At 42.0% G+C, this 13,485-nt stretch carries 11 protein-coding genes; 7 read left to right on the top strand and 4 right to left on the bottom strand.

The features are described 5' to 3' along the window. Positions 1-21 precede the first annotated feature (21 nt). Both M1D52_RS19635 and mtgA read left to right on the top strand, forming a co-directional pair. Positions 22-387: a hypothetical protein gene (locus M1D52_RS19635; RefSeq protein ID WP_457941581.1), complete on the top strand. Its 366-nt coding sequence runs from the start codon at positions 22-24 to the stop codon at positions 385-387. Positions 388-509: 122 nt separating this feature from the next. Next, on the top strand, positions 510-1,295 hold the full coding sequence (mtgA, locus tag M1D52_RS19630; protein WP_013665571.1) for a monofunctional biosynthetic peptidoglycan transglycosylase: 786 nt from the start codon (positions 510-512) through the stop codon (positions 1,293-1,295). Here mtgA and M1D52_RS19625 read toward each other — a convergent pair. From M1D52_RS19625 to M1D52_RS19610, 4 genes are all read right to left on the bottom strand, one after another. After that, positions 1,292-1,747 carry an ABC transporter ATPase gene (locus M1D52_RS19625; RefSeq protein WP_437393206.1) on the bottom strand — a complete coding sequence of 152 codons (456 nt, stop codon included), beginning with the start codon at positions 1,745-1,747 and terminating at the stop codon, positions 1,292-1,294. The two genes, mtgA and M1D52_RS19625, sit on opposite strands and share 4 nt — an antisense overlap. A 344-nt stretch (positions 1,748-2,091) precedes the next feature. Then, positions 2,092-2,799: an RluA family pseudouridine synthase gene (locus M1D52_RS19620; protein ID WP_437393207.1), complete on the bottom strand. Its 708-nt coding sequence runs from the start codon at positions 2,797-2,799 to the stop codon at positions 2,092-2,094. Positions 2,800-2,873: 74 nt separating this feature from the next. Further along, positions 2,874-3,860 (bottom strand): flotillin-like protein FloA, encoded by a 987-nt coding sequence (gene floA, locus M1D52_RS19615; protein ID WP_013665574.1) that lies wholly within the window; start codon positions 3,858-3,860, stop codon positions 2,874-2,876. Positions 3,861-4,008: 148 nt separating this feature from the next. Further along, the gene (locus M1D52_RS19610; protein ID WP_437393208.1) at positions 4,009-4,347 is read right to left on the bottom strand and encodes a hypothetical protein; all 339 of its coding nucleotides are present in this window, start codon (positions 4,345-4,347) and stop codon (positions 4,009-4,011) included. Between the two features lie 253 nt (positions 4,348-4,600). On the opposite strand from M1D52_RS19610, the gene M1D52_RS19605 reads away from it, so the two are divergent. The 5 genes from M1D52_RS19605 to M1D52_RS19585 all read left to right on the top strand — a co-directional run bounded on the left by M1D52_RS19605 (position 4,601) and on the right by M1D52_RS19585 (position 13,478). Further along, the gene (locus tag M1D52_RS19605) at positions 4,601-6,169 is read left to right on the top strand and encodes a sodium:solute symporter family protein (protein WP_246860253.1); all 1,569 of its coding nucleotides are present in this window, start codon (positions 4,601-4,603) and stop codon (positions 6,167-6,169) included. A gap of 388 nt (positions 6,170-6,557) precedes the next feature. Then, the gene (locus M1D52_RS19600) at positions 6,558-7,499 is read left to right on the top strand and encodes a dihydrodipicolinate synthase family protein (RefSeq protein WP_013665576.1); all 942 of its coding nucleotides are present in this window, start codon (positions 6,558-6,560) and stop codon (positions 7,497-7,499) included. A 31-nt stretch (positions 7,500-7,530) separates the two neighbouring features. Further along, positions 7,531-9,093 carry an MGH1-like glycoside hydrolase domain-containing protein gene (locus M1D52_RS19595; protein WP_013665577.1) on the top strand — a complete coding sequence of 521 codons (1,563 nt, stop codon included), beginning with the start codon at positions 7,531-7,533 and terminating at the stop codon, positions 9,091-9,093. A gap of 3 nt (positions 9,094-9,096) precedes the next feature. Continuing rightward, positions 9,097-10,650, top strand: a complete 1,554-nt coding sequence (locus M1D52_RS19590) for a glycoside hydrolase family 28 protein (RefSeq protein WP_013665578.1) — start codon at positions 9,097-9,099, stop codon at positions 10,648-10,650. Then, positions 10,647-13,478, top strand: a complete 2,832-nt coding sequence (locus tag M1D52_RS19585; protein ID WP_437393209.1) for a glycoside hydrolase family 95 protein — start codon at positions 10,647-10,649, stop codon at positions 13,476-13,478. Before M1D52_RS19590 ends, M1D52_RS19585 begins: the two co-directional genes overlap by 4 nt. Positions 13,479-13,485: the final 7 nt, after the last annotated feature.

Raw genomic sequence — 13,485 nt, 5'->3', positions numbered from 1 at the left:
TTCAACTTTTCTTGATAAAAGTTGAGCAAAATCAAGGCTATGTGGGCTACCTTGCACCTGATGGCAAAGCATTCATGGCGCGTATTGGAGCCGTTTCACTTCCTCAATCCGCTTGCATATTACCATATGAACAGAAGTGCAAATGCTTTGCTGCTCGTTGCCTCGGTATCCCACAAGGCCGTTCTTCCCACGCACAGTGCTAAATTGAGGGCTGAAGAAATGATACGTCCGGTTAAGAGCATCAATCGTTGGCCTTGGAAAATGTCGCCTAGGAAATTTGCGGTTTGCACGTTGATGCACTATCGTTTAAAGCAAAGTTCCAAGCGACGAGTCTTTGGTTACTTTCTGCGGAAGAAAGTGACAAAAATAATCGTTCTTTTAACATAAACACCTTCATCTACATATTAAAGACGATTTCCTTGCGGATATAATAATACACTATGAGATAGTCACAATTTATTTTTAGGTTTGCAGCCAAATTACGAAAAGTCAACAGTACCTATTATCAAATGGCAATTAAAAGGACACCGAAAAAGAATCAATTTCGGAATAAAAGTTCGTATAAACATAAAAATAGTAAAACCTTTCCTGTTAAAGATCGACTGCTAACGCTTCTTCAACAAAGAAAATTCGGGGTTTTCTTAGCATATGTGACCTTGTACTTTATTATTATTACAGGTGGCTGGGTGCTGATTTTTCGTTTTGTCAACCCACCTTTCACCTTGCTCATGTTACAACGAGGCGTTGAACGCAAATTTGATGGAAAGGACTGGAAGTTGGAAAAGCGTTGGGTAAGCTATGACGAATTGTCTGACAATTTAAAACGAGCAGCAATTGCCGGAGAAGATGCTAATTTTATGCAACATGTCGGTTTTGATATCAAAGCGATACGAGAGGCTTATAAAAAGAACCAGGCAGGAAAGGCAATGCGAGGGGGGAGTACCATTAGCCAGCAAACCGCAAAAAATGTTTTCTTATGGCCCGGTCGTTCTTGGCTCCGAAAAGGTTTTGAAAGTTATTTCACGATGCTAATTGAATTATTGTGGGGTAAGAAGCGAATCTTGGAAGTTTATCTCAATGTGATTGAAACCGGCGACGGGCTTTATGGTGCACATGCAGCCACTCACGCGTATTTTAGCAAAGCGCCCACATCACTTACAAAAAAACAAGCCGCCTTGATCATCGCTGTACTGCCAAATCCCCGACGTTGGTCGCCAGCCAGACCCACTTCTTACATTAATAGAAAAGCGAATGCGATTGTTCGCTATATGGGACACAGCAGCATTCCCGATTAAGCAAATACACGGGCATGCCAACTATCTTTAAACGGAACTTCCCACTTGGTTTTCAAATCCTCCCCATTATCCACTAAGTTGTTAAAAACCATGGTATCTTCGTTAATTTGTCCAGTCGCAAACAGCTGCTCGAAAGTTGCACGGGGTACTACCTGAATTTCGTCTCCCTCGCGATAAGCGATTTGCATCCGATCAAACAAGGAGATGTTTAACTCGCTTTCCAGCTCTTTCAATAGATGAACTGATTTATCAATTGAGCAGCCGCTTGGCAGCACCTGCGATAAGTCGACACTTATAATGATAAATAAATGATATCTGATTTCGACCCTTGCTGTCAGTTTTTCTTTGTGTGCTTCCCATTGATCGGTAAAAGCTTCCAATTTATTGAGTATACGTGCTTCTTCCCCTTCTGAGAAAGATTTAGCCGCTTGATATATCCAAATTCGTTCCATGGTTACAAATTCAAAAGTAAAAAGTAAAAATTCAAAAGTGAAAAGCCTGCCGACCCTACGGATAGTACTTCACTACTCCCTATTAACTACTCACTAATTAACTACTTAACGATTCAGGTACTTCGCCGTTCACTAATTCAAAAGTAAAAATTCAAAAGCCTGCCGGCCCTACAGATAGTACTTCACTACTCCCTATTAACTACTCACTAATTAACTACTTAACGATTCAGGTACTTCGCTGTTCACTAATTCAAAAGTAAAAATTCAAAAGCAAACCTGCCTACGGTAGGCAGGAAGTAAAAAGGCAATTCATCACTCATCGCTCATCATTCATCACTACTCAACTACTCCCCAAAAACCTCAAAACGTTCCCAAAAGCCATCTTTCGGTAAAGAGGCAAAAATCTTCACCTCTTCCTTTTTCACGGGATGTTCAAAAACAAGCTTTCGGGCATGCAAGCAGATGCTCTTCTTTAAACTTCCGCGAGGGTATCCATACTTATTGTCACCCACGATTGGGCAATTTAGTGAAGCTAGTTGAACGCGGATTTGATGAGGGCGGCCTGTAACCGGATTCACCTCAACTAAGTAATAACCATTCAGCTCACCGATCAACTTATAATGCAGTTCCGCCCGGAGGCTTCCCTTTACTTCATGATCATAAGCCTTCGTTACATTTTTACCTGAATTTTTTACAAGCCAGTGAACCAAAGTTCCGGCAGTTTGAGCAGGCCTGTTACGAACTACTGCCCAATAAGTTTTATGCATCTCCCTGCTTTTGAACATCTTATTGATTCGGTCGAGTGCCTTGCTCGTTTTTGCAAATAAAATGACCCCGCTTACCGGGCGATCCAAGCGATGCACTACACCGAGAAATGCGCCGTTTGGCTTATTGTATTTTTTGGCAAGATATTGTTTTACTTTTTCATCCAGCGGTTCATCTCCTGTGTCATCCACTTGTACGATATCACCCGCACGCTTATTAACAGCGATCAGGTGATTATCCTCGTAAAGTATATCGCTATCCGTGATGGGTCGATTTGCATTACTCATATAACATGCAAAGTTAGGAAAACGTTTTAAGTTATACGTTGTATGTTATAAGCGTTTATATACTAGTGGGGATGTTACTTGTTTTTTCCTTTGTTTTCAGCACCGGGTTTAGCGATGGATTCGCGCATATCCGTATCGGCTTGTATATTTTGCATTTTATAATAGTCCATTACCCCTAAATTTCCGCTCCGAAAGGCCTCTGCCATGGCAAGCGGAATCTGTGATTCAGCCTCGATTACTTTCGCACGTGCTTCTTGTGCTTTTGCACGCATTTCCTGCTCGGAAGCTACTGCCATTGCTCTTCTTTCTTCGGCTCTGGCATTAGCAACTTTTAAATCAGCCTCCGCCTGATCCGTTTGCAATTTTGCACCAACGTTTTCTCCAATATCAATATCGGCAATGTCAATGGAAAGGATTTCGAAAGCAGTACCACTGTCTAGGCCCTTTTCCAGCACTGTTTTAGAGATTCTATCAGGGTTCTCCAAAACTTCTTTGTGATTATTAGCGGAACCGATTGTGGTAACAATACCTTCGCCCACTCTTGCTAAGATTGTTTCTTCGCCTGCACCGCCAACCAATTGGTTAATATTTGCACGCACCGTTACACGAGCTTTGGCGACCAGTTGTATCCCATCCTTTGCAACTGCTGCGACAGGAGGTGTATTGATTACACGTGGATTTACCGACAACTGAACGGCGTCAAATACATCCCTACCGGCTAAATCAATAGCTGTTGCTAATTTAAAATCAAGAGGAATATTAGCTTTATCAGCAGATATTAGTGCTTTTATCACATTATTTACATTTCCACCAGCCAAATAATGGGTCTCAATATCATTAGAAGTAATGTTTAACCCTGCTTTGGTTGAGGTAATCATGGCATTAACCACTAAAGAAGGTGATACCTTGCGTAGCCGCATAAGTACTAGATTCAGTAGATTGATACGTACTCCCGAAAGTTGTGCCGTAAACCATAAGTTCACCGGTAATATATAAAGGAGCAAAAACAGCGCTATGATAGCTCCTACAATCATGAGTATGGGAGATAAAGACGGATCCATAAGTTTAATAGTTTTGAGGTTAAGCCCTAAAGGTAAGGTTTTACACCCTGATTGAGAAATTAATAGCACAATTTTAGTTGTTTGGCTTTCTAAATGTGTCTATTTTAATGGTATTGAAATTGCTTTCGTGGAATTCGGATAGTAATATTCAATCGAATGTTAAGATTAAAAGAACGATTATTTTTGTCACTTTCTTCCGCAGAAAGTAACCAAAGACTCGTCGCTTGGAACTTTGCTTTAAACGATAGTGCATCAACGTGCAAACCGCAAATTTCCTAGGCGACATTTTCCAAGGCCAACGATCGATGCATTTAACCGGACGTATCATTTCTTCAGCCCTCAATTTAGCACTGTGCGTGGGCAGAATGGCCTTGTGGGATACCGAGGCAACGAGCAGCAAAGCATTTGCACTTCTGTTCATATGGCAATATGCAAGCGGATTGAGGAAGTGAAACGGTTCCAATACGCGCCATGAATGCTTTGCCATCAGGTGCAAGGTAGCCTACACAGCCTTGATTTTGCTCAACTTTTATCAAGAAAAGTTGAATAAATAATCGTTTTTTTCGTTATTACAATTATCTAGAGTTTTCGGAAGAAAAAGCGTTACTTGATAATTTCATATAGAAAAAAGCTAAGAATGTTGAAGAACAAAACGTCAAAAAGCTTCACTTTTGTAACTTGTCCTTACCTTTATGACTTAGTCACTTCGGTGGTGACGAGATGGGTACTAACTAATTACAATGATGCAAAACCTTCCGATTATAGATTTGGTAATCATCGCCTTTTATTTGTTAGCTATGGTATTGGTTGGCGTTTGGTTTTCGAGAAAGAACAAAAATGCTGAACAGTTCACAAAAGCGGCTGGGTTAATTCCCGGTTGGGCGATCGGTTTATCTATATATGCAACTTTTTTAAGTAGTAATACCTTTTTGGGAGTGCCTGGAAAAGCCTTCGGTAGTAATTGGAACTCCTTTGTGTTTAGTCTGTCAATGCCATTGGCTGCTTGGATTGCTGTTAAGTACTTTGTTCCGTTCTATCGCAGCTCGGGAGAAGTATCCGCCTATACGCATTTGGAGCATCGTTTTGGGCCTTGGGCAAGAACTTATGCCGTGGTTTGTTTTCTGCTAACACAACTTGCTCGGATGGGCTCCGTATTTTTTGGCATTGCGCTCAGTTTGCAAGCACTTACGGGCTACTCAATGGAAGCTATTATGTTAGTTACGGGTATTTGTATTATCATCTATACGGTTATGGGTGGGATAGAAGCTGTTATATGGACAGAAGTGGTACAGGGCGTAATTAAAACACTTGGAGCCGTATTGATTATTTATTTGATTGTTTCCAATATGCCAGGGGGAATCCCCAAGATTGTGGAGATTGGCCAAACCAATAGCAAGTTTAGTTTAGGTAGCTTCGCTCCCGATTTTACAAATTCGACATTTTGGGTGGTACTGCTGTATGGTTTTTTTATAAACCTAAATAACTTTGGGATGGACCAAAATTATGTACAGCGTTATCATACGGCATCGTCGCCTCGTGAAGCCAGTAAATCCGTTTGGTTGTGTGTTTGGATCTATCTTCCGGCATCTCTGTTGTTTTTTATTATTGGAGCATGCTTGTTTGCTTATTATGAGATTAATCCAGCGCTAATTGAACCGATAAAATTGCAAGTTGCTGCAGAACGTTTGGGTGCAGCGGCGTCATCCCACGACCTGTCAGCATTGGCTGCCACTTTAACACCGGCAGATTATGGGGATAAAGTAATGCCCCATTTTATGGTAACTAAAATTCCGACGGGGCTGATAGGCCTCATAGTTTCGGCTATTTTATCAGCGGCCATGAGCACGATCAGTTCGGGAATGAATGCTTCGGCGACTGTTTTTTCGGTAGATATTTATCAACGGTATATAAGGAAAGATCAAGATGATAAACAAACCTTACGTTTATTGCACGTGGCTACGGTTGTTTTTGGTCTGCTAGGAATGGGGACTGGAATTATGATGATCGGTGTAAAAAGCATTTTAGACATCTGGTGGCAACTATCGGGAATATTTGCAGGAGGTATGTTGGGCCTCTTTTTATTGGGAATTCTAAATAAGCATGCCGGAAACAGTGACGCGATTCTGGCAACCATTGTAGGCATACTGGTAATTATCTGGACGAGTCTCTCGTATTTAATTCCGGCAGATTATCCTTATCTCAAAAGCACCTTGCACGCTAATATGATCATTGTTGTTGGCACATTGACGATCTATTTGGTAGGGACGTTCGCTGCTTATCTTCGTGGAAAGGAGGGAGTCGTTAATTAGCCAATTAGTTAATTAGCCAATGTGATAATGAGAGGCTAGTGCGACCGAAAGCAGATAACTGATTGCAGAAAGCTTGATAATTAGCCAATGGTTAAAAAGTTGAGTAGTTGAGTAGTTAAGTAGTGATGAATTATAAATGATGAACGATGAATAGCTTATAGCTTATAGCTTACGGCTTAAGGCTTATTGCTTATTGCCTATAGCTTACAGCTTATTGCCTCATACGCTAATATCCTATAATTTACAGCAAACATATTATAAGAAACATCTTTAAAGCGGGAATAACTTTGCTATTGTTCTAACCATTTATTTGCATCTTGTTATGAATGCTGAAGAACTCATATTAAGGTCGCAAATCGGATAGCCAAAAAAGAACTAATCTATAGAAATGAAACAGAAAGAAAAGGGATTTATCCCCGTTATGCTTACGCCTTATCTCGAGAATGGGGAGATAGATTTTGAGGGGCTTCGCCAGCTAACGGAATTTTATATATCGGCTGGCGCGTCGGGTCTTTTCGCGAACTGCCAGTCGAGTGAAATGTTTGAACTTTCTGCAGAAGAAAGTTTACGGGTTATTCGGGCGGTGGTAGAACAGGTAGATGAACGAATTCCGGTCGTGGCAGCCAGTTCTGTTAAAGGGAATATTGCTGTCCAAGCAGATTTTGTTCGCCAGGTATATTCGTTAGGCGTAGATGCCGTCATTCTGATAACAGGTTTAATTGCTGCTGAAGACGAAAGCGACGCTGTGTTCGAGGAACGTATATTTGAACTGTTTGAATTAACCGAGAACATTCCATTAGGCTTTTACGAATGCCCTGAACCCTATAAACGTGTCCTTCATCCTGATCAATTGGGGCGCTTTGTTGCTTCCGGAAGGATTATCTATCACAAAGATACTTGTTTGGATATTAAACAAATTCAATCTAAACTGGCTCAGGTTAAAAATCCTGACTTCGGCTTATATGACGCTTACATGGTACATGCTGTTGAATCGCTAAAAGCAGGTGCTGCCGGTTTGTCCTGTATACAGGGTAATTATTTCCCCGAGTTGATTGTTTGGCTATGTCAGCATTGCAATGATTCTGGTTTTTCAGAACAAATGGCGTTAGTGCAGCAGTTTCTAACCGACAATATGGATGTTATGCATCATGTATATCCTATTGTTGCAAAATATTTTTTACAAAAAAGGGGATTAAATATATCCTTGTATAGTCGGAGAAAAGCTGGAAACTTCGATGCGCAAGTTAAATTGGCAATCGATAAACTATACAAAGATTATACGATATTAGCTAAGCAACTCGATATTCCTACCGATATTGCTTTGAGCTGAACATAGCGTGATCAAAACGAAAATAATGCGAATGATGATACTGAAACGAAGAGATAGATATACACTGTTGTTGCTTTTATTCTGCGTCGGTTTGGGCTTTTCGTCTTTTGGACAAGCCAAACCTTTCGTGTTGACAACGGAAGCTTTAAAACGAGACGTGGCATATTTTAATAGCATTGATAGTGAAGCAGTCGTCAACTTCGTGTCCAATAGCCAATCGTTTGAATGGTTGGCGAAAAATATTCCCCTATTTGAATGTCCTGACTCAGCCATTCAACAAATATATAATTATCGGTGGTGGAGTTTTAGAAAGCACTTAAAGGAAACACCCCATGGCTTCATTTTTACGGAATTTATTGAACCGGTTAAACACGAGGGAAAATATGGTGCGATCAGTTGTGCATTGGGGCATCATATCTATGAGGGAAGGTGGCTTAGAAATCAAGAATATATCAAACAATATATCGATTTCTGGTTGATCAAAGAACCAACATTTAAACCTTCAAAATTTCATTCCTTTAGTAGCTGGTTGAGTGATGCTGTGTATAATTTATACCTGGTGCAACAAAATAAAGAGCAATTGGTGAAATGGCTACCGTTATTGGATAAAGACTATGAACGTTGGGAAAGCGAACGTCAATTGCCCAGCGGACTATTCTGGCAGTATGATGTAAAAGACGGGATGGAAGAATCCGTAAGTGGGGGAAGAAGAGTACAAAATAGGCGACCAAGCATCAATAGCTATATGTTTGGCAATGCGCAAGCCTTATCAAAAATGGGTAAACTGTTCCAAATAGATAGTTTAGTTGATAAATATAATCGCAAAGCAAGTATACTTGAAAAGTTGGTGGTTGACAGCCTTTGGGGCTCCGAAGGTAATTTTTTCCGTACACGTCATCCGGATGGTCAACTTGCCGCACGCGAGGCCATTGGATTTATTCCCTGGTACTTTAACCTGCCCCCCGATCAAGTCGAGTTTGCGAAAGCTTGGCTACAACTTACCGATACTGCAGGTTTCCAGGCGCCTTGGGGTTTAACCACCGCCGAGCGAAGAGAGCCTACTTTCCGTACACGTGGTACCGGACATAGTTGCGAGTGGGACGGCGCCATCTGGCCTTTTGCCACTACCCAGACGCTGAAAGGACTGGCAAATTTGCTCACGAATTATAGAAATCGCGATGGCATAGATCGTAAGCTATTCTATGAAAAGCTGCATCAATATGCGCGCTCGCATCAAAAAAATGGGAAACCATATATTGGCGAGTATCAGGATGAGAAAACCGGATACTGGTTAAAAGGAGATAATCCGCGGAGCACTTTTTATAACCACTCCGGATTTTGTGATTTAGTGATTAATGATCTTATAGGCTTAAAGCCGGGAAGTACGAATCACCTAAGCATTAAACCACTTGTACCGGATACATGGGATTGGTTTTGTTTGGATAACCTCGTCTATCATGGTCGAACATTAACCGTTTTATGGGATAAAACCGGCAAAAAATATGGCAAAGGCAAAGGACTTATCTTGTTCGTAGATGGCAAACGTGTTGCCTCCGGCAAAAGCCTGGGCGAACTGACCGCTAAAATCAATTAAAAAATGCGCAGCTTATATCTTTTACTTTTTTGTACATTATTTTCTTTCGTTGCACAAGCACAATTGGCGTTGAATGTGTTGGATTTCGGCGCGAAAAACGATAGCTCGGCATTAGCCACTACGGCGATTAAAGAAGCGATTGCAAAAGCCTCACAAGCCGGTGGTGGCACCATTTATTTTCCTCCGGGAACCTATCTTACCGGTCCTATCCACTTAAAAAGCAATATTACCCTTTTCATTGAAGCAGGTGCAGAACTTTGCTTCAGTGATAATTTCGACCATTACCTACCCATGGTGCCAAGCCGGTGGGAGGGAACCATGGTTACCAATTTTTCTCCTTTCATTTACGCGTATGAAGCAGAGAATATCCGCATTACCGGAAGAGGAACGCTTAATGGGAATGGAAAGAAATGGTGGGCTTACTCTGAAGTTCATGTAAAGAACTCGCCCGAATCAAAATGGCAGAAAGAATTTCATAAGTTGAATAAGAATGTACTGCATCCGGATTTACCAGGGTGGGTGGAACGTGGTTTTTTGAGGCCTCCCTTTATCCAACCCATGTATTGTAAAAACGTGCGCATAGATGGTATTACCATCAAAAACTCGCCATTTTGGACGGTCAATCCCGAGTTTTGTGATAACGTAACGATCGATGGAGTTACCATTAATAATCCCCCATCGCCTAACACCGACGGTATTAACCCGGAGTCGTGCAGCAATGTCCATATATCCAACTGCCACATTAGCGTTGGCGATGATTGCATTACGATTAAGTCAGGAAAAGACCGTTCAGGAAGGAAAGAAGCTCGTCCCGCTGAAAATTATACCATCACCAACTGTACCATGCTATCAGGTCACGGAGGTGTTGTCATAGGCAGCGAGATGTCGGGTGACGTAAAAAAGATCGTCATTTCGAATTGTATTTTCGATGGTACGGATCGTGGTATCCGCATAAAAACAGCGCGCGGAAGAGGAGGTGTTGTTGAGGATATCCAAGTAAGTAATATCGTCATGAAAAACATCAAACAGCAAGCCATTGTACTGGATATGCAGTATGCCAAAACGGATAGGGAGCCAGTCTCCGAACGAACCCCTAGGTTTAGCAATATCCACTTGAGTAACATTACTGCGCAAGGTGAGCAGGCGGGCTATTTAAATGGACTGGAAGAGATGCCTATTGAAAATGTATCGTTCAGCAATATGGTGATGGAAACAAAAACAGGTTTCGATATCCGGGCGTCGAAAGGCATTGTGTTCTCCAATGTATCCGTTAATCCCTCCACCGGACCGGCAATTGCTGCTACCAATGTTAGCGGTTTACAGATCAATGGGTTGCGGACCGCTGCCGGTTTTAGCGGTAGCGCAACATTGAAATTCAATAATGTAAAACGTGCTTTTATTGCCAATTGTTTGATCATGGAACCCATTAAGACATTTCTCGAAGCGAGCGGTAATGAGACGGAGGCTTTACTCTTGAAGGCGAATGACCTACGTCTTGTTCAAAACCCTTTATATATAAGCGATGCTCCTGAAAACGCCGTCACCCTAGAAAAATGAGCTGGATAAAACTATATCGATTCTTTTGCGTTTTTTGCTTTATTGTGTTCATAAGGGGAAATCTGTATGGACAGGATTTAACACTATGGTATCAGCATCCCGCTAATACCTGGACGGAAGCACTTCCCATTGGCAACGGAAAATTGGGTGCCATGGTATTTGGGGGGGTACAAGCGGATCGTATTCAATTTAATGAATCCTCGTTATGGACGGGTGGTCCCAGAAACTATAATCAACCCGGCGCAAAGAATTATCTCGGTGAGATTAGAAAGCTATTATCTGAAGGAAAGCAGCAAGCTGCGGAAGAGCTGGCTGGGCGTCATTTCATGGGAACTAAGTCTATTTCCGATCCACCCGAACCTTGGCTAACGGCCGTAAGAGCAATTGAGCAACAGCCTAAAAATCCTTCACAAGAACATTTTGAAGATAAGACATGGAGAGAAATGCGTGTCCCGTCGCGAGACGGTTGGGAAAAGGAAGGCTTTCAGGGACTTGATGGCGCCGTTTGGCTCTGGACTACTTTCACCGTTCCGAAAGAATGGATCGGGCGGGAATTAGTTGTCGACTTGGGGAAAATACGGGATCAGGATTTTACCTATATTAACGGTAAATTGATCGGCACTACTCATGATGCAAATCAAGGAAGGCTATATACCATTCCCAAAGATTTAGTAAAAGCACAAAATCAAATTGCCATCCAGGTGATCAATTACGATGACAAAGGTGGTTTGGTAGGCTATAAAGATCCCAGTCGGAAATTAAGCGTATTTCCAAAGGAAAATACGGCAGATGAATCAGTTTATTTAACGGATACGTGGAAATACTGGATACAAAACGATGAAGCACCTCGGGTAGGAAAATACCAAGAGTCATATCAGCCATTCGGTGATTTGCTGCTGGATTTTAGAGCTCAGGCACCGTTTAGCAATTACAAACGCACACTTGATGTAGAGCAAGCGATTTGCAAAACAAGTTACGTACAGAATGGTGTGTCTTTCGAACGAACCTATTTCTCCAGTGCACCCGATGCGTGTTTAGCAATTCATTTGACCGCAGATCGTCCTCGACAAATTAGTTTTGATGCATCCTTAGCGTCTCCCCATAAGACTTATAACGTGGAAAAAGTTGACGATTCCACCATTCGGATTTCGGTTCAGGTTAAACAAGGAGTTCTAAGAGGCGTAGGATTCTTGCATGTAAGGCATGAAGGAGGAGAACTCCATGTCGGAGACGGAAAAATTAAAATATTGGGTGCTAATCAAGCAACCTTATTCCTAACGGCTGCCACAAATTATAAAAGCTATAACGACGTGTCGGGTGATGCTGAGGAGATTGCCAAATCGCAACTAAACAAGGTTAAAAATAAGCCGTACGACACGATACGACTGGCGCATATACACGACTATCAACAATATTTTACCAAATTTTCATTAAAGTTTGAAGCGGACGAAGCTTCAAACTCGCTCCCTACTGATCAACGGACTGCACAGTTTGTAAAATCGCGTGACCCGAATTTATTGGCCTTATTTGTCCAATATGGAAGGTACTTGTTGATATCCAGTTCGAGATCCGGTGGATTGGCGCCTAATTTGCAAGGCATATGGAACGATTTACTGACACCACCTTGGGGAAGTAAATACACCACCAATATCAATGCGGAAATGAATTATTGGTTAGCGGAGAATACCAATCTCTCTGAGCTGCAAGAGCCCCTTTTTCAAATGATTAAGGAGCTTAGCGTTGTAGGGCAGGAGACGGCAAAAACGTATTATGATGCACCGGGTTGGGTGCTACATCATAATACAGACCTATGGCGCGGAACCGCTCCAATTAACAATCCTAATCACGGAATATGGGTAACTGGCGGAGCATGGCTCTGTCAACATTTATGGGAGCATTTTCTTTATACCCAAGATGAAAGTTTTCTACGTGAGCAAGCTTATCCCATTATGAAAGCTTCGGCTTTGTTTTTTGATCATTTTTTGGTTAGCGATCCAAAAACCGGGTGGCTGATTAGTACGCCATCAAATTCTCCGGAACAAGGAGGCTTGGTGGCGGGGCCAACCATGGATCATCAGCTAATCAGGCAATTGTTTAGAAATGTCGCTTCCGCTGCTGTGATTCTTGATATAGATAAGGAATTTGTACAAAGGTTATCGGAAAAAAGCCAAAAGATCACCCCTAATCAAATAGGAAAATATGGACAGTTGCAAGAGTGGCTGGAGGACCTAGATGATCCTGATAATAAGCATCGGCATGTTTCGCATCTTTGGGCGGTGTATCCGGGGAGCGAAATTAACTGGCAAGACAGCCCTAAATTAATGAATGCCGCTAAAAAATCATTGATTTTTAGAGGTGATGGCGGGACAGGGTGGAGTTTGGCATGGAAGATTAACCTTTGGGCCCGTTTTAAAGATGCGGAGCACGCTTATAAAATGGTCAGCCGATTGCTGAGTCCAGAGGAAGCAGGAGGGGGTGTTTATCCTAATCTTTTCGACGCACATCCTCCCTTTCAAATCGATGGCAATTTTGGAGGTGCAGCCGGTGTGGCGGAAATGCTTTTGCAGAGCCACCTCGGTAGCATTGATATTCTTCCGGCATTACCAAAAGCGCTGTACGCAGGTACTGTTAAAGGAATTCGTGCAAGGGGCGGTTTCGAATTGAGCTATCAATGGCAAAATGGACTATTGACCCATTTGGAAGTGTTCTCGCACGCAGGCGGGAAGTGCTCCCTTCGATATCGAGACAAAGAAATCCAATTTCAAACTGAAAAAGGACAAACATATTATTTGGATAGCAGTCTAAAACTCAATAGAAACTCCAAATGAAGATTTA

Source organism: Olivibacter sp. SA151 (genome assembly GCF_054130995.1).
This window is presented reverse-complemented; position numbering and strand designations above follow the sequence as displayed.